The organism is Holdemanella porci (genome assembly GCF_019052655.1).
Lineage (GTDB): Bacteria > Bacillota_I > Bacilli_A > Erysipelotrichales > Erysipelotrichaceae > Holdemanella > Holdemanella hominis.
In genome coordinates this window covers 22986-46911 of sequence record NZ_JAHQVB010000002.1, presented here as the reverse complement: position 1 = coordinate 46911, position 23926 = coordinate 22986, and the positions used below count along the sequence as shown (strand labels likewise).

The following is a 23926-nucleotide window of genomic DNA, read 5'->3' as shown; positions in this document are numbered from 1 at the left end:
GTCACGCCGTTTTTCTGTGTTCATAGGTTGTTTGCGTGATGATAGGCTCGGAAATAACGGGAATATCTACATCGTCCACGAAGTTGAAGAAAATCTTCACTTTCTGCTTGCGCTTGCCGCTGGATTTGTCCGGGGCATAGACGATGATTTTCTTGATATACTCGTTCACGATGGTCTGTGTCAGCTCCTCCACATCCACATATTTCTGTGTCAGGGCGATAAAGGCATCCAGACCGTCGTTCATTTCTTCCCGCTGTTCCACCCATTCTTCGATAACTTCAATTTCGAGCTTTAACCGTTCCTGCTCCGCTTCATAGTCCGCAGACATCTTTCTGTATCTGTCCTGATTGAGATTTCCAAGAACATAGTCCTCGTACAGCCGGGCGATGATGACATCCAGATCGGCAAGGCGTTTCTTTGCCTGTTCCAGCTTCTTTTTGTCATCCCGGATGCTGCGCTCCTGGTCAGTCCTGCGGCATTGCAGCCATTCCTCCTGAAAACCGTCCACATCGCTTCGGATATACTCATTGACTGCCCGGATGCGTTCCAGAACGATTTCACGAAGCACATCTTCCCGGATATAGTGGGCAGTACAAGTACCACGGTTGCTCTTGTAGTTGTTGCAGACGTAGTGATCCTGCTTGCCCTCAAAGCTTTTGCTTGTGGCAAAGTGGAGCTTGCCGCCGCAATCGGCACAAAACAGAAGCCCGGAGAACAATCCCTGCCGTTCCGCTTTTGCGGGGCGGCGTTTGTTTTTCCTCAGTTCCTGCACCCTGTCAAACTGTGCCTGAGATACAATCGCTTCCTGTGTGTCCGGCAGATAAAACATATTCTCCGGCTCATTGGGAATCCGCTTTTTCAGCTTGTAGGACTTGGAATAAGTCTTGAAGTTGCAGGTACAGCCTGTGTACTCCTGCCGTTCCAAAATCCCTGCAATGGACTGGTTGCCCCAGTGGTACGGTCTTTCCGGCATCGGCTTTTTCTTTCGCTTGGCATAGAGTGCCTTTGCGGTCATAATCTGCTTTTCTTCCAGAATCCTTGCAATCTGCTCCGGGCCTTTGCCGTCAATGCAAAGGTCGAAGATGAGCTTGACTACCGGAGCCGCTTCTTCATCCAGAATCCAGTGATCCTTGTCCTCCGGGTCACAGCGGTATCCGTAGGGCGGTTTGCCCATGTGCTTCCCACTGGTTCCTCTCTGCCGCAAACTGACACGGACTTTCTTGCTGGTATCACGGGGATACCACTCGTTGAACAGATTACGGATTGCGGCGAAGCCCTCGCTGTCTCCCCGGTTGCTGTCTACGCCATCATTTATAGCGATAAAGCGGACATCATAACTCGGAAAGATAATATCCGTATATTGTCCAACAGTCAGATAGTCACGACCAAAGCGGCTGAGGTCTTTGACCAGCCAGCAGCCCACAAGCCCCTGCTTGACAAGCTCAAAGCCTTCCTGCACACCGGGACGATTGAAGTTCGTCCCCGTATAACCGTCATCCACCAGAATTTTCAGGTTTGTATACCCGTGGTCACGGGCATATCGGGTTAAATACTCTCTCTGATTTGCGATACTGTTACTCTCGCCTTCCTGGGCATCCTCGTTGCTCAGACGGCAATAGAGAATGGTAATTTTCTGCTGATCCAACATAATATCCTCCTTCGGTGGTTGGTCAGCCGACAGTACCGTTGTGCATATTGGAATTATATCATGCTTTTGTGTCGCAGTCATTAACAAATCACCCCCTTGTCAGAAAAAATGAGCCGTTTTACCTTGTCGGTAAGTGGCTCATTTCCATCACACTCCGTTTCAATCACATACCATGTGTTTCCGATCTTGCACTCAATGGTTTTGCAGAAAGAGGACTGTGCCGCTTCCCAACGCTTGCGGCATTCTTCCAGAAAATCAATAGGCGGCTCAAAAATCGGATCGAAGCAGGAGCAAATATCAATATAGCCGATGGCATCGTTGATTTCTTCCATCGGGGCATCTTCCATAATCATCTTGTTAATTTCATCTACGGTTTTCTTCATAGGCAAATAGTTCCTTTCTTAAATTTCCATGTCCTGTCCACGATTGCGGGCAGGGTGTTTGTGTTCATACAGTTCCTTTCCCCTGGCGAGGATGGCATTGATAAAAGCCCAGACCTTTTCAGATGCAATCTCAATCGCATCCAGGAAAGGCTGGGCTTTTTGTTTCAGCTCCTCATAGTCTTTGTTCAGTTTTTCAAAACGGTCTTTCCATATCTTTGCGTTTTTATCTGCCTGCTCGAATTTCTGCTTGTATTTCAGCTTCTCAGACTTTTCCGCAAAGCTGCTGACCGCATAATCCTTTAGCGTGCGGCACTCATCCGCCGTCATGGTAACATTTCCCGTAATGGGATTTTTCTTGCCCATCGACTCAATCTCATGTGCAGTCATAGCAACAGACTTAGCAGCCTGAGTTTCCTTTTTCAGAGCTTCCAGTTTCTTTTTCTGCTTCTCCGTGGCAGCTTTGGCATCCGCTAAGCTCTGCTCGGCCTGTGCCACCTGTCCGGTCACAGCTTCCAAACGCTGCTGTTCGGCCTGTACCTTGAACTGTGTCACCGTCAGATGTTCTTCGGTGCTGCCACATTCTCCACGCTCTACATCGGTATAACCAGCGTTTCGCATGAAATTGAAAAAGTCATCCTGCAGCACACTGTAGGACGACTTCAAAATCTTTTTCCCTTTTGCGTTCAACATAGGATTTCCGTTTTCATCAAGAACGGGTTTGGATTCCCACTTCTTACTGCGGCTGACCTGTGTGATCGTTTCCTTTACCGTTCCCCGGAGGGATTCATCCTTGCATCGCTTCGACCACAGGATTTGTTTCTCCACCACCGGGATATAAACCACATGAAGGTGATAGTGGTACACATCCTCACCCAGAGCTTCCGACATTGCCCGGTTGCGCTCGTCGGCATGCATTACAGCGGAGAGGATATACTGCTCACCGCCCACGATCTCCACGGCGGCTTTATAGGCATCGGCATAAAACTGTTTTGCAAACTCATAGCCGCCGTGGTTGTAGAAATAAGCGGAGTTCACATCGAAAACCAACTCGCCATATTTGACGGCATCCGGTTTCAGCCCTCTGGTGGAGATGATCTTGTCCTGCTCCATCTGCTCAAACATTTTTACATAATCGTCAGTGGGAGACTTGAAGTGAACATTCAGCGCAGTACGTTCCGGCACGATGTCCACATTGGAATAACGGTCTTTTTCACGCTCATTGTGTTCCTGTACTTTTGTCACATCATCCGGAGTTTCCAAGTCCTGATTTCTGGCTAAGGTACGATCAATTCCATCATTTCTTGCCATAGATTTTTGTCCTTTCTTTAAGATTTGCAGACAGCGGAGGGCTGAGGAACGGCACTTTTTCAAAGTGTAATAACCCACTATTACACTTTCATCCATGCTGGCTACAAAGTGCCGTGGGCTCTCCGAGGGCTCTCCCGAGGGGGAATGCGGTCACTGCGGTGACCTCTGCTGACCAAGGCAAAATGTCTGCGCCTTTTACCTTGGTCAGCCCGTCTGCATGAAGCTGTTCTGCGGAACATTTCTTGCAGACGATGGCAGCGAAAACCGTATCTTTCACTGCCTGTCCATGGGCAGCACTGCGGTGCGCCTATGGGGACGGGAGATGCGGAGGGCTGTTGCCGGGGTATCACTTCTCCCGTCTTTTCTGCCATACGATGTCGTAACCAAGCACAGCGGCAAGCTCCAATACTTCCTTGTATCGTATACTTTCCCGCTGTAATTTTGCGGACAGGTTGGAAACGCTGTCGCTCCATCCGTACTCGTCCGAGAGCAGGTCAACAACTTCCTGCATGGTCATCCCGGCACGGATGATCTGTGCCTTTATTTCGTTGCGTATATTCATATTGATAAAATCCTCCATAATTCAGTTCATGTGTCGGTGCAACCTCTGCGCTCCAAGGTGGAGTGGATGCACCGAACAGTGAAAAATCTGCAATCTCCGAAATCCGTTCAGAATTTCGCTTGTGATGTCCTGTCCATATATGACCATATCCCACTTTGCCGTTTTGTGTGGTTTGGTCTGGAACAGTGAAAACACCCATTGTTCCGTGAACAGGGTACACGGTTCAGAGAAGCACGATTTCGTGAAATAGTTTCGTCCTGCGGTCAAAAACTTTGCTGTTTCCATTACCATTGATTTTTAATGCCCGAAAACAGGTCAGCTTTGAAAGCTGCTGTTTCCTATAACGGAAGAAAACAGGGGTAAATGCTGCGTACATACGTACAGAGCATGACTGGCAAAATCAATCCCGCCAGTCCTCCGGTACGTACGTACACGGCGAAACATCGTAAAATCCATTTATATGAGGTCTTGCCACAGCTTCCACGCCCATAAAGCCCCACACCCGCCGTCCGGCAGAGTTGGTGATGTTGTTGCAATGCTCCAGATTGAATCTCCCGGCATTGGCAATCATGGCATCGCTGAAGCTGCGGGCTTTCAGCGGTGCAAGGGAATTTTCTTCGCACCACATCCGGTAGATTTCATAGAAATCCTTGGAACTGATGGACGCATCCGCTTTACGCTGGATGTATCCCTCCGACTCCATGAAATCAAAGATATTGTTGTTGTCACGCTTGACCGCTTCCCGGTTTTTCTGGATACGGTCACTCTCCGTAAACTTAAAGTTGTTGGCAACAAGCCGCTGTAAGCCTTCAAATGCCCACAGGAAGATACCCTCGGCTTCAGCTTTCATCTTCTCTGCAAGGTCAGGATCATCGGCTCTGTCCATGGGCTTTTCTTTGGTGGTCAGCACAAGCTGTCTGCGGTAAAAACCATCGCTGCGATCATATAGGGCTTGCAGATCACCATTGCTGAATGCCAGCAACCGGGCAAACATCCAGCCCTGATAACTCTGCTTGCCCTTGCGTTCCAAGTCCATTTTGCCCTGTGCAGTCACGATGGATTTTACATAGTTGGTCTGACGCAGAGCTTCCATCCGCATATCATCATCCACGCACAGCAGGATGTGTTCCAGATCGGCACGGGCAAAACGGTTTTCAGAAATCTTCCCGATGCTGCCGTCTTTCATATTCGTGCCGAAGATGGTGGACAGCACCGCACCGATTTGAGATTTACCCTCGCCACCGTTGCCTTTAATCACCATCATGCGCTGCCCCTTGTTGGAGGGAATCAGGCAATAGCCGATAAACTCCTGCAAAGTTGGAATGTCCTCGGCGTAAAGCAACCCATCCAGAAAGTTCAGCCAGATCACCGGTGCAGGAGCATCGGGATTATAGCCGACAGGCAGACGGCTTCGCACGATAGCCGGTCTGCCTTCGGTGAAAGTGCCGTTCAAGAGCAGCGTACCGTTGGCAACATGGATGCGATCCTGCTCCGGAGGGAAGTCAGACACTTGCGCTTCCAGTTTCAGCACTTCCAGAATGTTGGTGATCTTCCGTGGGATGTTGTTCACGGCACAAAATTTCAGCTTGTCGTAAATCTCCCCACGCAGAGGAAGGTTATCCGTCACTCGACCATCGGGCGTGAAAAAAGCTCCGTTTGCGAAGATGATTCTGCGCTCATGCAGAAATTCTTCACAAAACAGAGCTTCGTTGATGTTCTGCCCGTCAAACCAGACAGGAAAATTCATATTAGGCGTTTTCCGGTTCTTCGCCACGGTGCGCCACCTCCTTTTTCTTTCGTGCGGTATACTCTTGCAGAAAAGCAATTTTGTCGTCCTGCATCAGCTTGTCCACCAATGCCACCCGTTCTTCCAGATCACCCACCGTCAGCACATCTGCCATATATTCGATATAGCAGTGCATCTGGCAGGCTTCCACAAAACGGTCATCCAGAGCATCTTCCGGTGTCTTGGGTGCGTATCGTATTTTCCAATCTTCCAGCAGATGCAGATAATCCGTCAGCACCCGGAAACACAGCATTTCATTCTCCCGGAACTGACGGATATAGGGACGCTTTGGCTTGACCATAGCTGCGGCAGTGGGCGGTTTCGGGTCAAGCCCGAAGTCCGCAGCCAGCTTTTGCGCTGCTTCATAACTGCTCAGATCGAACAGTCTTGCCACAAGGTCGATTACATCCCCCTTGGCTCCGCAGCCGAAGCAGAAGAAATAATCCTCGTTCAGCTTCAAGCTCGGATGCCTGTCGTTGTGGAACGGGCAGCAAGCCATACCATTGCGGTTGACATTCAGCCCGTAGTGTTTTGCGGCTTGCTTTACGCTGATTGCCGCCTTGATGATTTCATAGATTGTCATAGAAAAACCTCCGTTCATAGTATTTAGAAAGCACGAAACACCCGCCGTGATTGGCAGGGGTTTGGCTCCTTCTACTATGGTTATGCCGGATTTTTCAAAAAACAGGCTAATCGGAGGACAACCCCGTTTCAAAAAACAGGACAACTTATGGATAGATGTAGATTTCTTTACATTAGCATGATAGAATTAAGAAAATGAAAAAACAGGACAGGAGGGGCAAGCATGAACCAAGAACTGATGACATTGGATTTTTGGCAGGATACGGTCATATATGAGGGAAAAACACTTCCTGTCGGCGCTCTTGCCTGTGATGCGCTGAATGTCCCTGCGGATACCATCGCAAAGATGAACGAGCAATGCGAGAAAATCAATCTGCTGCTTGGAATATTAAACGCCGGACAGGATGCTTCTGCACTCTGTCCTATTGCAACGGAAGCTGCTCTGACGATGCTTGATATTCTCAGTCAAACACCGCCGTTCTCCTATATGAATATCTCAAAGCACAGAGAACGGATTGAAAAAGTCTTTACTGTGGACAATGCGCTGAAATATGTGGAGTTTGCCATAAAAGCCGCAACCAATTCTTTGCAATTTGAAGAAATCCAGAACTTTGCCGATGCGATGATGCTCCAACGCTATACCGCAGTTTTCGGGCATCTGGCATACTCCCTTGGGGAATACCAAACGGCCATGCTTGATTTTGCAGAAAAATCAGACGGCAATGAAGCAGAACGCACCGCAGAGGGTTTTGCAAAAATGTTCGGCGACTATTTTCCGCCGGAGTTCTCTATCACGGAGGGCAATGCCTGGATGTCTACTTTGAATAATTCCGTTCAGTATATATCGGTCATCCGTCCCGGCGAAAAAGTTGCGAAGCTGGTCAAGCGGATGCACTATGTATCCTTTGTAGGGATGTTCCGGTCTGATCTTTTTGAGGGCTTATGTGTTGGTCATGCCCCGAAAAAATGCAAAATCTGCGGCAAGTGGTTCCTCACCACCAACGCAAGGCACACCAAATACTGCGGCGGCTATGCACCGGGGGACAAGCTGCACCGCACTTGCCGACAGATCGGCAACCTGAAAGGCAGAGAACAACGGGAGCTTGCGGACGATCATCCGGTGAAACAGATTTATGAGAAACGGCTGAACACCATAAACCGCTATGTGAAGCGTGGTACTCTGGACGCTGATCTTGCAGAGGTTATGAAAAAGCTGGCAAAGGATAAAATGCTTCGAGCGCTGAGCAATGTCGCCTATGCCAAAGGTGATTACGAAAAAGAGATGGGACAGGCTGCTTTGAAGAAAGAAGCAAAATTACGGACGAAATGAGGAATATGTAATGGCACAGAAATATGATTTAACTGATATTGGGAATGCGCTTAGCCGGGTTATGGACAATCCTATGACCAAAATAATCCGTTCTGGCTCTATTGGTGTGTTGGGCGTAGTAAACCCAGTTGCGGGAATTGTAGGCGGAATAGGAAATGATCTTCTATCTGAATACAATACCTTCAAACTCGGCCATCTACTGAACGGTCTTGCATCTGGCTTTAATCTCGAAAGAAGATTGAACGAGCTTTACAACTATGTAAACTCCAGCCCGGAAAAGGCTATTATCGTAGCCAATCTGTTCAAACAAACCGTAAATGCAGAATGCCCAAAGGTTTGCGTTATTTATGGTCTAATTCTTGCAAACCATTTAGAAACACTTACAGAATTCACGCACGAAGAATTGATTGTCTGTAAAGCTTTGGAAAACGCTACGGATTATGATCTGAAGAATTTCAAAGAAATAATGGAGAACTATCTTAAGCCAACATCAAATGGAAGAAGAATTGTATTTCCAAAAGACTTTGCAGATATTGCTGCTTTCACCACCACATGCGATTGGTGTGTATATAATAGAATCTTTGTTTCTCGCACAGCAGAGTGGGGTGAAATGGAAGAAGGCATTTTGGATATGAGCACGTACTATTACGAGGCAAATCCTGCATCTGTTCTTCTGGATAATATAAATGCTGCAAGACAAACTTGGAATTATGGTTAATTATTCCCGCTGATTACTTAGAAGGGAGGTGCGCTATGCTAAATGATTTTTCGTGGAACATGACCGGATACATACCGAAGCACCAAGTTAATCCACACGGTGACGGCATCATCCCCTATGTGGCAGAGCGCATCTTCCAACTGGAACCGGAACCGCCAGCGGTGGACAGTCTGAATGAATATATCCTGTCTGCTTTGCGGGAAAAGAATTTGCTATATTTTTCGTTCTTTCTGCACCACTACGAAACGCAGCTCAACAAGCGCATCAAAGGCTTTCTCAGTGTGGACGGCGGCAATCTGTACGACACAGACCGATTTATCGATATAAAGATCTCCTGCCGGGAGCAAATGCTCCAAAAGCTGATGGACTATGATCCTGCCAAGGGTGCGGAGTATGCTACATACATCTATCCGTTCATCTGGGATTCTATGCTCCGTTTCCGCATGGGCGAAGAAAAATGGTCGGTATCCTCTCTGACCAATTACAAAATGGTGCGATCAATGGCGTGGCTGTACCATAACACCAAAGATGCGGTCAACCAGTTTTCCAAGAAGTATAACTGCGACCTTGCTCTTGCGGAAGAATATCTGAAAGTTGTCCGTGGAATCCGCAACCAGCAGCCGTTCTATATAACGGACGAGGACGGCGAGGAAACAGGCGAGGATATAGCCCTTGACGATAGCTGGAACTATACCGACATCCTCTGGAACGGCATACAAGCAGAAAAGGTACAGCGGGCATTTGAGAAGCTGAATTACCGGGAACAGACCTTGCTCGAAAAACGGTTAGCAATCTGTATGACCTGCGGGCGAGTTGGCTCATGGAAGAACCGCCCCACTTTTGAAGAATTGGCGATTATGTTTGAGGGCAGCACAGCCAGCGGTGCAGAGCGAGCCTACCGGAAAGCGGTGGACAAACTGACAGAACTGCTGGTTGCCGAAGGTGCGCTCCATGCTGTCCGGCTGAAACAGAAAACCAAAACCAAGCGCAAAAAGAAAATCGCCGCCGCAATCTACGAATATCAAGCAGACTGCGACGGCGAATGGGGCGAAATTTCAGTTGATTTTGAGAACGGCACAGCAGAGATTATCCGACTTGCTGATTGGGATACAATTAAAACGAACTGGTTTGCCAAGGAGGCGATCCGGTATATTTTATCATTGTCGCCTGATGCTCTTACAAAATATATGCTCGTCCCCCTTGAGCCGCCACTTATATCTTGAATCCTTACAACCACTGTAAGTGGTATTTGCTGTGTTCCCATGCTATCATTTTATTACAAATGATAGGAGGTATTCACATGAAACCCATTTTGAATATTGAAAATTTAACAAAAATCTATGGCAATGTGCCAAGTCAAACAAAGGCACTGAATGGGATCACCTTCCAGGTGATGCCGGGAGAGTTTCTCGGCATTATGGGAAGCAGCGGTTCCGGTAAATCCACACTGCTCAATTGTATTGCGACTGTGATTCAACCCACAGGTGGAAGCATTCAGGTGGAAGGCGATACTCTGCAATCCCTCAAGGGAAAGGCTCTTGCAGAGTACCGTGGCAAAAAAGTTGGTTATCTATTCCAGAACTTTGAATTGCTGGACAACCTGACTGGCAGGGAAAACATCCTGCTCCCGACTTCCTTGCATGGGGTATCCGAAGCAGAAAGCAGCCAGCGGCTGAAGCAGTTGGCTGACTATCTGGAAATCACTGATGTTCTGGATAAGTTTCCGTCCAAGATGTCCGGCGGCCAGCGTCAGCGTGTTGCGGCAGCAAGGGCTCTGATCTTACATCCCCAAATGATCCTTGCCGATGAACCGACGGGTGCGCTGGATTCTAAGAACGCAAGAAGTCTTATGGAGAAGCTGTCCGGCCTGAATCGTGACGAACAAGCTACGATCCTGATGGTAACCCATGATTCCAATGCCGCCAGCTTTTGCAAGCGCATTCTGTTCATCCAGGACGGCGTGATCTTTCATGAGCTTCGGCGTGGAGACGAAAGCCAGCAGGAGTTCTACGGGCGCATCCTGAAGGTGATGGCGCAACTGGGAGGGGGCAGCGCAAATGTTCTCTAATCTCATTCTTCGGAACAGCCACCGCAGCCGAAAGGAAAACGGTCTGTTTTTCAGCTCCCTGGTGATTTCTATTGTTGCCTTTTACATGATTCTTTCCATCTCCACTCAAGATGTGATGCTCTTTTTGCAGAAAATGGAGAGTGACGCAGTTGACAAACTCCTGCTTCTGATTCCTGCGTTTTATGGGATGACCCTCGGTATTCTGTTCTTTTTGATCTATTTTGCCTGCAAGTATCAGTTCGAGCGCAGACGGCATGAGTTTGGTGTTTATCTAATGTTGGGGATGCGTAGAAGTAAACTGTTTGGTATGCTTCTGGCGGAAGATTTCCTGACCAGTATTCTTGCCATGCTCATAGGCTTACCTGTGGCTGTGGTGCTTTCAGAAATTGTCAGTCTTGTCACCGCCAAGCTGGTAGGCATGGGGATCATCGGTCATCAGTTTTCTTTATCCTGGTCTGCAATTGAATGGACGCTGGCAGGATTTCTGGCAATTAAGCTGACGGCACTTCTGATTTTGAGTGGACGAATCAGCCGCCAGGAGATCGGTACTTTGCTATCCCAGCCAACGAACCGCCCCAAAAAGCAAATGCCATCTGTTATCTATGGACTGGCTGCTATATGCGGAAGTGTGATGTTGGCAGTGGCTTACTACATGGCGATTCAGGGAATTGCATGGACAAAGGTAAGTATGATGGGACTGACTTTGCTGTTGGGCATAGTTGGTACGATGCTGCTTTTCTATGGGATGCGTGCGCTGATTGCTTTGATTGTTAAGAAAGGAAAAGGAAATAAGCAGCTTCATGTATTTACCTTCCGGCAGATTCAGGAGAATGTTATTCATCAGTCAACCTCCATGGCCATCAGCTCCCTGCTGATTCTGGCGGCGCTGTGTTGTTTTGGTGCGGGCGTAGGAATTGCAGGAACGAATAGCCTGTCTTCTGGCCATGTAATCGACTATACTTTTGAAGATCATACTGCAGAAGATTCATCGCAGGTTCTTCCGAATATAAAGGCAGCCCTGAAAGAAAACGGTTTGGAAAATCAATTTTCAGAGCTTTTTGAAATGAGGGTTGGGCGTATTCGCACCACAGAAGATTATGATAATGCCTACAGCATGGACGCTGTTATGGACTCTCTTCGGAGCCTGCCCCAGTCGGAAGACCGGGATGTCCTTCTGAACAATCTTGGTTATGCCACATACCCATATTTGATTTGTTTATCGGACTATAATCGTTTGTTGGAATTGTCCGGCAAACCGGCTCTCCAATTAGGCGAAAAGGAGGCCGCTGTCTATATTGATACAGAGTTTACTACGGTAAGTCGTACCGCAATGCTGAACCAAGTATTGGCCGGACAGCCCAAGGTGGAACTGGATGGTAGTCCGATTCATCTTACAGGAGAGGTTCAGTCTGTGAATTTGGTCACGGACCGTTCTATAACCTTGTCCTTTGCATTGATTCTTCCGGATGAAGCATTCCTATATTATAGCCAGGGAATGTATGATACCTATGTCAATGCGGTGCTCAGTGAGCAGGCTCTGGATGGAAATAGCCTTATGACTGCATATTTGGATTTGAACGAGAAGCTGGACGAAACTGGCATTGAATATGAAAGCTATCTTCAGAATATAGGTCGTCAGCTTTTCTACACCATAGCATCCAGTTATATTACCCTCTATCTTGCGATTGTTTTCCTGGTAGTTGCCAACACCATCGTGGGTGTTCAGTTCCTGATGAGTCAGCAGAAAACCGGGCGCAGATACCAGACCCTGATCCGCCTGGGAGCTACTTACGAAACCCTTTGCCAGTCTGCTGGAAAGCAAATTACCTGGTTTATGGGACTTCCTGTATTGGTTGCGGCTGTCAGCAGTCTGTTTGGAGTCAGGGCGTTATTTACAGGGATACTCTCGTCCCGAACCCGTGGGACAGTGTCTGAAATGCTGCTTGTATCTGCTGCTATGATTTTACTACTTTGCGTGATAGAATATATTTATATGAGAGTGGTCAAGCGCTCCAGTGATCGGTATTTGCTGACACTGATGCAGCCGCAGAGAGAAGAATAATTTGGAAGGAGGTGCTGTCATGAAAAGAATTGCTGTTGTGGAAGATGAAGTCTATATGCGGGAAGAACTCTGCGATATGCTCCAAAAGGACGGCTATCTTGTGGAGGCAATTACCGAGTTTGAAGATGCCGCTCGGCTCTTGGCAGCCCTCCGCCCTGACCTTGTGATCTTAGACCTGAACTTGCCGGAGATCAGTGGCTTTCAAATCTGCCAGGAGCTAAAGAATAAAACTGCTATCCCCGTCCTGGTGCTGACTTCCAGAGATCAGGTAAAGGATGAACTGCAAGCGTTCCAGTTGGGTGCCGATGAATATTTGACGAAGCCGTGCAGAAAAGATCGACTTCTTGCCAGGGTATCCAATATTCTCAAAAGGTATGAAGGCCGTACCAATCTCATAGAGGGACCAGATTTCCTGTTAGACCAGCAGACCTACACGCTTTATATTCATAATACCTCTGTGGTGCTTCCAAAAAATCAGGGAAAACTGTTGGTCGCTCTTTTGTCCGGCGGCGATGCTCTGGTCACGACGGAGCAGCTTTGCATGGCACTATGGGGAACCACGGAATACATAGATGAAAATGCCTTGCAGGTTAACCTAACCCGGCTGAAAAAAACGATGTCCGCCCTTGAAATGAAGCAGCGAATCGTTGCAGTTCGAGGAATGGGCTACCGTTTGGAAGCGGAGGTGTCTCTATGAAGCAGCTTTGGCACATGATAGAACGGTACTACCCCTGGCTTCTGTTGCTGCTGGGCGTGGATTGCTTTTGCGCTGTCATTCTTTGGATTTCTGACATTCAGGTATTTCAAACCTTGATCGGGTTAGTAGTTCTGACGAGCATCTTTTTGTTTTCAGCGATTCTGTTTGTACTAAACAAGAGGGAGAACACCCACATGGAACTGTTCCGAGATTTCCTCAGTGATCCTACCATCTGCAATGAAGAACGGCTGCTCAGTGCCATTAGTCAGAAAGAAGGAGAATCTGTCCGATTTTTGGCTTCGGTTTTACGGGAATACAAAAACGAGAGTAACAATATGGCGGATGCCCTACGGGACTATGAAGAATACGTGGAGGGCTGGGCACATGAAGCGAAAACGCCCCTATCGTTGCTGACCATGCTCTTGGATAACCGGAACGATGAAATCTCTCCTTCCCTGCAAGCAAAGCTGGATTATGTCCGCAGTCAGCTTCAGGAGGATGTCACGCAGATGCTGTACTATGCCCGGTTGAAGAGCAGTACAAAGGATTACCGATTTGAGGATGTCAATTTGAATGACTGCTTGGGTGAAGTTCTGGAGGACTATGCCCCACTTCTTGAAGAGAAGCATTTTGTCATTCTCAACAAACTGCAATCTGAAACAGTCTATACAGACCGTAGAGGACTTCAGTTTATGTTGGGACAAATCGTTAGCAATGCCATCAAATATAGCAGCGATAGTCCCATGCTTACAATTTCCGTGATACATTCGGAGACCGCAGATATCCTTTCTGTTGAAGATAACGGCATTGGCGTAAAAAAATATAATCTGCCGTACATTTTTCAAAAGGGCTTTACCGGGGATTCTACTGACAGCAGAAAGAAGGCTACCGGTATGGGACTTTACCTGGTTAAGAAGATGGCCGACGATCTAAATCTTCATCTGGAAGCAGCTTCCCAGTGGGGAAAGGGCTTCAAGATTGTCATCTTCTTTCCTAAATTGAGATCCAACGGAGGGAAATAATATAAACAGAAAAACGCCCGCAGGATTTTCTCCTGCGGGCAGCGTGTTGTCAGCTATCCCAAGGCTTGTATTCTGTTACAGTTTTCAAATAGGTTTCGGGATCGCCGTTCAAGATAAGGTCTGCATACTCCAAAGGAGCGTTGTAGATCAAATAATCCAGCTCTGACCGCTGATACATATTGTCAGCAATCTCGTTCTCAACGACGATAGTGTCAATCGCAATCATACTGCCGTCGCTGAATTTCACTTCCACACAGCAATTATCCATATTGTAGGCACAAGATATTAAGGTTTTCATGGTATGTCCTCCATAATTCGTAATATAAAGCGAAAATCCCGTCTGACTTCCTGTTAGAAATCAGACGGGATTTGTCCGTATGCACCCCGGAAACCGTCAGCTAACAGTTGATAAGTAAATTAGTTCCTTATCACTGTTAAGCCAATGGTTGGCAACCTATGGGTGCTTCTGAAATTGGTAGAGTTATGGGTATTAATGAATCATCTGTTCGTTCTTTATTAAATGATAAATCTGAATCTCGTATGATGAAAGCTCAGCATACCGCAGATTTTCTTAAAGAGGAATTAAAAGAAAAGAGAATGATTGATGTCGGACCAGGTGTAGAAAGAGAGCTTAATATTCCAAGAAATAAATTGGATACTGCTCTATTTATATTACAAAAAGAAGGATACCATGTTTACAAAGGTGGTATTCCACAAGCTACAAATCCAGGACAACAATCAAATCAAAGTGTATTATGTGCTCCTGATGTTGAACATAAAGAAATTTATAATTTCGACCAAATCAAGACTATTACTGATTATAAATCTTTAGATAATGGACAATCATTTGACAAGAGACCTGCAGTCGGGGCACCTGTATCATTAGACTCTAAAAGATTAATGATTAGATATAAAGAAGATGGTGGAATCGACAAAGACGGAACTATTGAGTTAAGAAGAGGTGTTAAAGACTTAGCCTTAACTGATCCGGCAGATGCTACTGGTACTAAAGGTGAGAAAACTTATGCCCAAGTACGTATATTAGTAGATGGGACCCATTATTTGAAAGGCATGGCTGTCTATAATGATGGTAAAGACATGCCAGAGGGTGTTGATGTTATATTCAACACTAACAAAGGCAAAGACAAACCAATGACTGAGGTTCTTAAGAAAATAAAAGAAGACCCAGACAATCCATTTGGTTCACTTATTAAAGGTCAGAACCATTATGTTGATAAAGATGGTAAACAAAAGCAAGGGCTTATCAATTATCGTGCAGTCGAAGGTGACTGGGATGATTGGAAGAATGCAGTTCCTTCTCAGTTCTTAGCTAAGCAGTCTATTCATATGGCAGAGAAACAACTTAATTTAGCCAAAGAAAGCAAAGCTCAAGAATATGCTGATATTATGGCTTTAACAAATCCTACAGTTAAGAAGTATTTGTTAAATAAATTTGCAAGTGAATGTGACTCTTCTGCAGTTCATTTACAAGCAGCTGCTCTACCAGGACAGAGATACCAAGTATTAACTGCAATTCCAACAATGAAGGAAACTGAAGTATATGCACCTAACTTTCAAGATGGAACAAAGTTAGCATTAGTTCGATATCCTCATGGTGGTATATTTGAAATCCCTGTGCTTACTGTCAATAACAGACAGAAGCAAGCTAGATCTATATTAGGAACAAAGCCTCAAGATGCAATTGGTATAAATTCTAAGGTAGCAGAACAGTTATCTGGAGCTGACTTTGATGGCGATACTGTTATGTGTATTCCTACAGATGACAAGCAAGGTAAAGTTCGTATATCTAGGTCTAAGCCTTTAGAAGGATTAAAAGGATTTGACCCTAAAGATTCATATCAGTACGACACAGTTAAGACTGACGCAAAAGGTGAGAGCCATTATTATCGTAATGGTAGAGAATTCCCGGTTATGAAGAATACTCAGACTGAGATGGGAATTATATCTAACCTTATTACAGACATGACTATTGGTAATGCTAAACCAGATGAGCTAGCAAGAGCTGTAAGGCATTCAATGGTTGTAATTGATGCAGAGAAGCATAAATTAGATTACAAACAATCTTATGTAGATAATAACATTGACGGTTTAAAGAAAGAATACCAAAGTGGTGGCGGTGCATCTACTATTCTATCTAAAGCAAAAGGTCAATATTCAATACCAAAGACTCAAGGTACACCAAGAGTTAATATGAAAGGTAAAGAATATTATGATCCAAGCAAACCAGAAGGTGCTCTTATCTATAAGAAGGCTGATGATTTATACTATCCTATTAGAAAGAAAGATGCTAATACTGGAAACATTATTCTTAGAACTGCTGATGGTGGAAAAGTTAGCTATAACCCTAATGATGCAGCACAACGTGAGAAGTATGAACCAGTTCGTAATGTAACATTGAAGAATGGTAAGAAAGTATTTGGTGAGACAATTACTAATAAAGATGGAAGCATTGTATACAAGACCAAGACTAGAATGGAACGCACTACCAAGATGGCTGCGACTAATGACCCCTATACCCTGGTATCAAAGGCACAGCACCCCATGGAGCTTTTATATGCCCGTCATGCCGCGTCTATGAAGTCTATGGCTAATGAGGCCCGTAAGTCTATGATGACAGCGGGTAGCATTAAATACAACAAAGAAGCTGCTAAAGCTTATGCTCCTGAAGTAGCAAGTTTAAATGCTAAGCTTAATGTAGCATTACTTAATGCCACTAAGGAGAGACAAGCACAACGACTAACCCAAGCCGAGTTAAATCGTAAGAAAGCAGAAGGTTTAATAGACAAGTCTGATGTTAAGAAGACATCACAAAAGACTATTGAAAAGTACAGAAAAGAGTTAGGAACAAGTACACGTTCGGAAAGAAACATTAGCATTACTGCTAAAGAATGGGAAGCTATTCAAGCAGGAGCAATTTCTGAGAATACTTTACATAAGATTCTTAGTAATGCAGACATTGACGTGTTACGTGATTTAGCAACACCAAAAAGCCAAAAGACTTTGAGTAATACAAAGATTGCAAGAATCAAAGCACTTTCTAATTCTAATTATACAACAGCACAAATTGCTGAAATGATGGGTGTCTCTACATCCACAATAACAAAGTATTTGAAAGGAGCATAATTTTATGAAAGCAATGTTAACAACAATTGACAATCCTTTTGATCCTTTCACTGAGTTTACAAATTGGTTTGAGTTTGACGTTTTGAAAGGTTACAATTCTTGTCAATACTTACAACGAATAGCAAATGTTTCAGACTTCTTTACAGAAGAAGAAAAAGATTTAAGAATCAATGAAGCAATTGATGAAATTATTAGACTAAATCCTCTTAAAATCTACAAGAAAGTAGAAAAGAAAGATAAAAACTAACGCGACAGCACTAGCTTTATATAAAAAGCATAGAGGGGGGTCTCGGATTTTACCCACCCCCTCCCGCATCGCGCCGGTCTTTATATTTTCCCCGGGGGTAAAATTGATATTTGAGTTTGCATAGTTTTAACGACAGGTTCTGAGTAATGGTTGGCCACATTATTTACTCCTTTATAGTGTTGTTATCCTCTCTAAACTTAAGAAAATTTTCAGTTCTTCGGCACCATGCAAAGTACTCAGGAACTGTCATTAAAGTTATGCAAAGTGAGGTATGCCTACATTAAGACTAGGGAAAGGTGGGATTACTATGGGTAGAAAGTCTAACAAAGTTATTGATATTTCTGAAGAATCTCCAACTGCAGCTCTTAGTGCAGAGGAAAGACAGAATAGAATGATTGGTTATGCTATTGATATGGCAGAGGAACAACTTAGAAACCGAACAGCTTCATCTCAAGTAGTTACTCACTTCTTAAAATTGGGTACAGTACAAGCTCAGTTGGAGTTAGAAAAGTTAGCATCCGAGAATGCATTATTAAAAGCTAAGACTGAAGCTATTCAATCTGGTAAAGAGATTGAATGTTTATTTACTGAAGCTATCAAGGCTATGACGGAGTATCGTGGAGATGAATAGGTCATATTCTGAGTTGATTAAACTTAAAACTTTTGAAGAACGGTTCAACTATCTGTGGACACCAAATGAAGTAGGCAATGAGACTTTTGGATCTAGTAGATATTTGAACCAAATTTTTTATCACTCTCCTGAATGGAGAAGCTTTAGACACAAGGTGATTACTCGTGACAATGGATGTGATTTAGGAATGCCTGACTTACCAATACAAGGTAAGATTTATATTCATCATATCAATCCATTAACTAAAGCAGATGTAATTAATAGGTCACCTGCACTGTTTGATTTGGAGAATGTTATAGCTTGTACTTATGACACTCACAAGGCTATACATTATGGTAATCTAAGTCAGCTAAACAGTAAGGTTATAGAAAGAGTTCCAGGTGACACATGTCCTTGGAAATAGAATGGAGGACAGGTATATGGATGAGAGCAACATCAACATGAATAGTATCTTAGAGTCTATCAAGAAGTGCAGTGGTGTTTCCAATTGGGATAGTGCATTTGACTCAGACTTGATTCTATTCATTAATAGTAACTTTCTTGCATTAGGTCAGATGGGAATTGATAAAGCAAAGTCATTTTCTGTTACTGATGAGTCAACGTTGTGGACCGATTTAATGAAAGATGGACCATTACTTAATGCAATCAAGTCATGGCTATATTTGAAGACTAGACTTGAGTTTGACCCACCAACTGGTTCAGCATTAGATAGTTACAAAGCAATGATTAATGAGTATGAATGGCGCATTTGTTCGGAGGTGGATTATCATGGCAAATTATACAATTAATACTTCTGGTGAACTTTATCACCATGGTGTTTTAGGAATGAAATGGGGAGTTAGACGTTACCAAAATAAGAATGGTAATTTAGCAAATACTGCTAAAGCTCGTTATGGAATGTCTAAGAAAGAAGTAAAAAGAACAATAAGAGAAGCTAAGCGTGATTATCGTAGAAGTAGAAATCCATTTAATTTTTCTGGAATTACTGGAGAGAATTGGGAGAAAGTTAGAAATAAGAATAAGGCAGAAGTTGAAAATGATGAGCTATACAAGAAGTATTCAGAAAAGAGACAACAAGAGTGGGATAGCTATAGACAATACAGTGACTTAGCAGACAAACATTCTAGTAAGGGTGATACACCTGATAATTTTTATAACAAATGGTATACAGATAGTAAAAATGAGCACAATGCTAGATATGACATGCTTAGTGAACTGGCAAGTGAAAGAAAATCTGAAATAGGTAAGAAGTATTCTCAACAGTATCAGGATGCATTACTTAAAGATATAGGATATAAAGACAACATTGAGACAGGTAGAGCTATGCTAAATTATTACAATATCACAAATTCTTTTGGCAAGTTCTAATTATATGGGGGTGAATAACTATGACAAATGAATTATATCACCATGGCATTAAAGGTCAGAGATGGGGTGTGCGTAGATACCAGAATGAAGATGGTAGTTTAACTGCAGCAGGTAATAAACGTTATGCCAGGGATGCTAGAGAGCAAGGTTACAATAAGTATGACACTGAGAGCAGAACTTATTATAGGACTAGCAAAAAAAATGGGCGAAGTGATTTAAATTCAGATGCTAACCGATATGTAAAGGAAGATGTCGAGCGAACTAAAAAAGTAGTTGACTCAACAAGGCAGATGAATGATACATTACGTGTTTCAAATCAGAACTATATTAATAATAATTCTAAAAGAAATAACAAAAGAATGAACCTTAGTTCTATGAGTGATCAGGAACTTAGAAACCAGATTAATAGGGAATTATTAGAGCGTCAGTATAACGATGTATTTAATCAAAAGAAAGCTTCTAAAGGTAGAGAATATGCTAAGAATATTCTTGAAACCACTGGCACTGTTCTGGGTGTCACTAGTTCAGCACTCGGAATTGCTTTGGCCATCAAAGAGTTGCGAGGATAATTTGTAAAAATATATAGTAGGTGATTAAATGGCATTATCTAACACTGCTGTTCCAAAGTATTACGGCAGATTTAGAGATGCCGTTATCCGAGGAGAGATACCTGTATGTAAACAAGTGTCTATGGAAATGAATAGGATTGATGCATTGATTGCCAGTCCTAAATATTATTATGATGATAAAGCTGTCGAGGGATGGATTAAATTCTGTGAGAATGAATTAGTCCTAACCGATGGTTCAGACTTAAATTTGCTAGACTCATTTAAATTATGGGGTGAACAAGTATGGGGTTGGTACTACTATGTTGAGCGTAGCGTGTATGAACCTAATGAAGATGGGCATGGTGGACACTATGTTCAAAAGACAATCAAAAAACGTCTAATTAACAAACAGTATTTGATTGTTGGTCGAGGTGCTGCTAAATCATTATATGCTTCAAGTATGCATGGTTATGAACTTAATGTAGACCCATCTACAACACATCAAGTAGCTACAGCTCCAACAATGAAGCAAGCTGAGGAAACAATGTCTCCTTTGAAAACTGCTATTACTAGAGCTAGAGGACCGTTGTTTAAGTTTCTAACTCAAGGTTCATTGCAAAACACAACTGGTTCAAGAGCAAATCGTCAGAAGCTATGCTCTACCAAGAAGGGTATTGAAAACTTTCTAACAGGTAGTTTGCTTGAAGTCCGAGCTATGAGCATTGATTCACTGCAAGGTTTAAGATGTAAATTAGCCACAGTTGATGAATGGCTATCTGGAGACATTAGAGAAGATGTAGTTGGGGCAATTGAACAAGGTGCATCTAAATTAGACGACTATTTAATTATTGCAACTAGTTCAGAAGGAACGGTTCGTAATGGTGTAGGTGATAGCGTCAAAATGGAATTAGAACAGATTCTAAGAGGCGAGTACATTAACCCTCATGTATCAATCTGGTGGTACAAACTAGATTCGTTGGATGAAGTTGGAATTCCTGAAATGTGGCTTAAGGCAAATCCTAATACTGGTAAAACAGTAACTTATGAAACAATTCAATTAGATGTTGAGCGTGCTGAGAAAACACCAGCCGCAAGAAACGATATTTTAGCAAAACGATTTGGTATACCTATGGAAGGGTATACCTATTTTTTTACCTATGATGAAACTATACCTCATAGGAAACGAAGCTTTTGGAAGATGCCTTGTAGTCTTGGTGCAGACCTTTCAAGAGGTGATGACTTCTGTGCCTTTACATTCTTATTCCCATTATCTAATGGTGGATTTGGAGTTAAGACAAGAAACTATATTTCTTCATTAACATTTAATAAGTTGCACCCGGCAATGAGAATGAAGTATGAAGACTTTATTAAAGAAGGAAGTTTAGCAGTCATGGAAGGTACAACACTAGACATGATGGAAGTCTATGAAGACTTGGATCAATTCATTCTTCAGCAAGAGTATGATGTTCGAACATTTGGATTTGACCCATACAATGCAGAAGCGTTTGTCCAAAGATGGGTAACTGAAAACGGACCATTTGGAGTTGAGAAAGTACAGCAAGGAGCTCGTACGGAGTCAGTTCCGTTAGGTGAGATTAAGAAGATTTCAGAAGAAAGACTTCTAATCTTTGATGAACAATTGTTTGGATTTGCAATGGGTAACTGTATCACTATTGAAGACACAAACGGTAATAGAAAATTATTAAAAAAAAGGCATGACGAAAAGATTGACCCTGTCGCTGCCTTGATAGATGCATTAGTTGCTTTTAAACGAAACCCTGATGCATTTGAATAATTATTTCAAGAATTCTTTTGTAGCTATTTTTCCAATTTTTCTGGTAGTAGCATAATTGAATCCACCGCCTATTACTCCTCCAACAACTGGAATTAAATCACAAAGATTGATAACTCCTTTTGTTCCGAATTTGGTAAAAATCATACCTCCAAGTTTTCGATTAATTGCAACCAATAACTTTCCAGGTATTTTATCAATTAATTTAGTTCCAACTTTTTGACCAATCTTAACTCCCATTTTATTAAGTGCCTCAGAAACACTTTCTCCAGTTAGGCAGATATAAGCTACTGTACGGACTTCATCGTCTTTTGGATCATATCCACCAAGAACTGCAATGGCAGAAATCATTTGGAGTTGAACAAAGATACAAGCAGTTAAGTCTGCGGGAATTGCTACTGCCATAGTTAATAAGCCACCTAATCCGGTAACGAATCCAGAAGTGGTGCACTTTTTAACTTGTGCATTAATAAGCCTTTCTGCTGCTATCTTTGGGTCATGGTATTTGGCTAGATACTCATCTGCCAAGTCATAACTAGATTTTACTCCAGGTAGACCTTGCATGGTTTTCTCATAGCAAGTATTTATAGCTTTTATTAAATCATCCTGTGAAATTGATTTAACTTTATTGATTTGCGCAGGTACATTTATTTTAGGAATTTGCATTATGTGAATCTCCTTTAATGCATATATTCTAACACGAAAGAAGGAGTCGTCAAAATGGAAAATTCGATTAGTTCTAGGCTAGTACATGCCTGGAACGCTTTTTTTAATAGAGACCCAACTTATCGTCCTGACTATGGAGGGTATTCATATCAACCATTCAGAACAAGACTACGAAATGGGAACGAGAAATCTATTGTTTCATCTGTATTTACACGGATTGCAATAGACTGTTCTCAGATTGACATACGCCATGTAAAGCTCGATGAGAATGGTAGATATTTATCTGAAATCAATAGTGGTCTTAATAATTGTCTTACTTTAGAAGCTAACATTGACCAAACAGGCAGACAACTAAAGAAAGACATTGTCATGTCTCTATTAGATGAAGGCGTAGTTGCTATTGTTCCAACTGATACAAAATTAGATCCAACAACAAATGGGTCAATAGATATTGAAAAGTTGAGAACAGGAAAAATTGTAGAGTGGTATCCAGAGCATGTGCGTGTGAACCTTTACAACGAAAAGACAGGTAGACATGAAGACGTGACTCTACCAAAAAGTATGGTGGCAATTGTTGAGAATCCATTATACGAGATTATTAATCAACCAAACTCAACACTACAACGATTAATTCGTAAGTTAAATCTATTAGATGTAATTGATGAACAGAGTGGAGCAGGAAAGCTAGACATGATTATCCAATTACCGTATGTTATTAAATCAGATGCTCGAAGAGAACAAGCTGAGAAGAGACGTAAAGACATTGAAATGCAGTTAGCTGGTTCTAAGTATGGAATTGCATATACTGATGGAACTGAGAAAATTACACAGCTTAACCGTTCAGTAGATAATAACTTAATGAATCAAATCGAGTACTTAACAAACATGTTATACAGTCAACTAGGAATTACGCAAGCTGTGATGGATGGAACTGCTGATGAGAAAGTAATGCTTAATTACTATAACAGAAGCATAGAACCAATAGTTGCTGCCATAACAGATGAATTTAAAAGAAAATTTTTAACGAAAACTGCAAGAACTCAAAAGCAGTCAATTAAATACTTCAGAGATCCATTTAACCTAGTGCCGGTTAATGATATTGCTGAGATTGCTGATAAGTTTACTCGAAATGAAATTCTAACGTCTAACGAAATTCGTCAGATTATTGGAATGAAACCATCTTCTGATCCAAAGGCAGATGAATTAGTTAACAGTAACATCAGTCAGTCAAATGCTGAAGTAGAAGAGAGATTAAACGGAGGTCGAGCAGACGAGACAAACAGTGAATTTTCAGGAGAAGAACCAACAAGTTAGTTAATTCTATAGACAAATTAGCATAGAAAAACTACTAGCAGTATTCAAAT

24 protein-coding genes are annotated in these 23926 nt (G+C 43.1%); 16 read left to right on the top strand and 8 right to left on the bottom strand.

The features are described 5' to 3' along the window. Position 1: 1 nt before the first annotated feature. From KTQ83_RS00750 to KTQ83_RS00725, 6 genes are all read right to left on the bottom strand, one after another. Entirely contained in the window at positions 2-1648 is a 1647-nt protein-coding gene (locus KTQ83_RS00750) for a recombinase family protein (RefSeq protein WP_199572093.1), read from the bottom strand. 80 nt (positions 1649-1728) lie between these two features. Next, positions 1729-2031, bottom strand: coding sequence for a hypothetical protein (locus KTQ83_RS00745; protein WP_033121834.1), 303 nt, complete (start codon positions 2029-2031; stop codon positions 1729-1731). An 18-nt stretch (positions 2032-2049) separates the two neighbouring features. After that, the gene (locus KTQ83_RS00740) at positions 2050-3339 is read right to left on the bottom strand and encodes a plasmid recombination protein (protein WP_033121833.1); all 1290 of its coding nucleotides are present in this window, start codon (positions 3337-3339) and stop codon (positions 2050-2052) included. A gap of 346 nt (positions 3340-3685) precedes the next feature. Beyond that, positions 3686-3901: a type 2 periplasmic-binding domain-containing protein gene (locus tag KTQ83_RS00735; RefSeq protein ID WP_055228675.1), complete on the bottom strand. Its 216-nt coding sequence runs from the start codon at positions 3899-3901 to the stop codon at positions 3686-3688. A gap of 400 nt (positions 3902-4301) precedes the next feature. Further along, positions 4302-5675, bottom strand: coding sequence for a DNA primase family protein (locus KTQ83_RS00730; protein ID WP_342367239.1), 1374 nt, complete (start codon positions 5673-5675; stop codon positions 4302-4304). Beyond that, a complete protein-coding gene (locus tag KTQ83_RS00725) occupies positions 5650-6270 on the bottom strand; it encodes a CHC2 zinc finger domain-containing protein (RefSeq protein ID WP_033121509.1) in 621 nt (206 codons plus the stop codon). Before KTQ83_RS00725 ends, KTQ83_RS00730 begins: the two co-directional genes overlap by 26 nt. A gap of 222 nt (positions 6271-6492) precedes the next feature. Here KTQ83_RS00725 and KTQ83_RS00720 point away from each other — a divergent pair, with 222 nt between their 5' ends. From KTQ83_RS00720 to KTQ83_RS00690, 7 genes are all read left to right on the top strand, one after another. After that, the gene (locus KTQ83_RS00720) at positions 6493-7599 is read left to right on the top strand and encodes a DUF6076 domain-containing protein (protein ID WP_033121508.1); all 1107 of its coding nucleotides are present in this window, start codon (positions 6493-6495) and stop codon (positions 7597-7599) included. Positions 7600-7609: 10 nt separating this feature from the next. Continuing rightward, positions 7610-8317 carry a hypothetical protein gene (locus tag KTQ83_RS00715; protein ID WP_055228676.1) on the top strand — a complete coding sequence of 236 codons (708 nt, stop codon included), beginning with the start codon at positions 7610-7612 and terminating at the stop codon, positions 8315-8317. Positions 8318-8352: 35 nt separating this feature from the next. Next, positions 8353-9540 (top strand): sigma-70 family RNA polymerase sigma factor, encoded by a 1188-nt coding sequence (locus KTQ83_RS00710; RefSeq protein ID WP_033121506.1) that lies wholly within the window; start codon positions 8353-8355, stop codon positions 9538-9540. A gap of 77 nt (positions 9541-9617) precedes the next feature. Continuing rightward, positions 9618-10385 carry an ABC transporter ATP-binding protein gene (locus KTQ83_RS00705; RefSeq protein WP_033121505.1) on the top strand — a complete coding sequence of 256 codons (768 nt, stop codon included), beginning with the start codon at positions 9618-9620 and terminating at the stop codon, positions 10383-10385. Then, positions 10375-12447, top strand: a complete 2073-nt coding sequence (locus KTQ83_RS00700; protein ID WP_055228677.1) for an ABC transporter permease — start codon at positions 10375-10377, stop codon at positions 12445-12447. Before KTQ83_RS00705 ends, KTQ83_RS00700 begins: the two co-directional genes overlap by 11 nt. A gap of 19 nt (positions 12448-12466) precedes the next feature. After that, a complete protein-coding gene (locus KTQ83_RS00695; protein ID WP_055228678.1) occupies positions 12467-13144 on the top strand; it encodes a response regulator transcription factor in 678 nt (225 codons plus the stop codon). Then, positions 13141-14166, top strand: a complete 1026-nt coding sequence (locus KTQ83_RS00690) for a sensor histidine kinase (protein WP_217256303.1) — start codon at positions 13141-13143, stop codon at positions 14164-14166. The genes KTQ83_RS00695 and KTQ83_RS00690 overlap by 4 nt, the downstream gene beginning before the upstream one ends. 49 nt (positions 14167-14215) lie before the next feature. On the opposite strand, the gene KTQ83_RS00685 is transcribed toward KTQ83_RS00690, so the two are convergent. Next, positions 14216-14464: a DUF6061 family protein gene (locus KTQ83_RS00685; RefSeq protein WP_033121501.1), complete on the bottom strand. Its 249-nt coding sequence runs from the start codon at positions 14462-14464 to the stop codon at positions 14216-14218. A 158-nt stretch (positions 14465-14622) separates the two neighbouring features. Between KTQ83_RS00685 and KTQ83_RS00680 the strand changes: the two genes are divergently transcribed. The 8 genes from KTQ83_RS00680 to KTQ83_RS00645 all read left to right on the top strand — a co-directional run bounded on the left by KTQ83_RS00680 (position 14623) and on the right by KTQ83_RS00645 (position 21899). Continuing rightward, positions 14623-17310 carry a helix-turn-helix domain-containing protein gene (locus tag KTQ83_RS00680; RefSeq protein ID WP_217256302.1) on the top strand — a complete coding sequence of 896 codons (2688 nt, stop codon included), beginning with the start codon at positions 14623-14625 and terminating at the stop codon, positions 17308-17310. A 4-nt stretch (positions 17311-17314) separates the two neighbouring features. Then, positions 17315-17557, top strand: a complete 243-nt coding sequence (locus KTQ83_RS00675) for a hypothetical protein (RefSeq protein ID WP_217256301.1) — start codon at positions 17315-17317, stop codon at positions 17555-17557. A 307-nt stretch (positions 17558-17864) separates the two neighbouring features. Then, on the top strand, positions 17865-18188 hold the full coding sequence (locus KTQ83_RS00670; protein ID WP_217256300.1) for a hypothetical protein: 324 nt from the start codon (positions 17865-17867) through the stop codon (positions 18186-18188). Further along, positions 18181-18591, top strand: a complete 411-nt coding sequence (locus KTQ83_RS00665) for a hypothetical protein (RefSeq protein WP_217256299.1) — start codon at positions 18181-18183, stop codon at positions 18589-18591. The genes KTQ83_RS00670 and KTQ83_RS00665 overlap by 8 nt, the downstream gene beginning before the upstream one ends. A 16-nt stretch (positions 18592-18607) precedes the next feature. Beyond that, positions 18608-18976 carry a phage head-tail connector protein gene (locus tag KTQ83_RS00660; RefSeq protein WP_217256298.1) on the top strand — a complete coding sequence of 123 codons (369 nt, stop codon included), beginning with the start codon at positions 18608-18610 and terminating at the stop codon, positions 18974-18976. Next, positions 18957-19556 (top strand): DUF7211 domain-containing protein, encoded by a 600-nt coding sequence (locus KTQ83_RS00655; protein ID WP_217256297.1) that lies wholly within the window; start codon positions 18957-18959, stop codon positions 19554-19556. The genes KTQ83_RS00660 and KTQ83_RS00655 overlap by 20 nt, the downstream gene beginning before the upstream one ends. Positions 19557-19576: 20 nt before the next feature. After that, complete coding sequence (locus KTQ83_RS00650) at positions 19577-20125, top strand: DUF7211 domain-containing protein (protein ID WP_217256296.1); 549 nt, start codon at positions 19577-19579, stop codon at positions 20123-20125. A 28-nt stretch (positions 20126-20153) separates the two neighbouring features. After that, positions 20154-21899: a terminase TerL endonuclease subunit gene (locus KTQ83_RS00645; RefSeq protein WP_217256295.1), complete on the top strand. Its 1746-nt coding sequence runs from the start codon at positions 20154-20156 to the stop codon at positions 21897-21899. On the opposite strand, the gene KTQ83_RS00640 is transcribed toward KTQ83_RS00645, so the two are convergent. Continuing rightward, complete coding sequence (locus tag KTQ83_RS00640) at positions 21900-22562, bottom strand: EcsC family protein (protein WP_217284999.1); 663 nt, start codon at positions 22560-22562, stop codon at positions 21900-21902. It abuts the gene before it with no gap. Positions 22563-22616: 54 nt separating this feature from the next. Here KTQ83_RS00640 and KTQ83_RS00635 point away from each other — a divergent pair, with 54 nt between their 5' ends. Then, positions 22617-23876 carry a phage portal protein gene (locus KTQ83_RS00635; RefSeq protein ID WP_217256311.1) on the top strand — a complete coding sequence of 420 codons (1260 nt, stop codon included), beginning with the start codon at positions 22617-22619 and terminating at the stop codon, positions 23874-23876. Positions 23877-23926 lie beyond the last annotated feature (50 nt).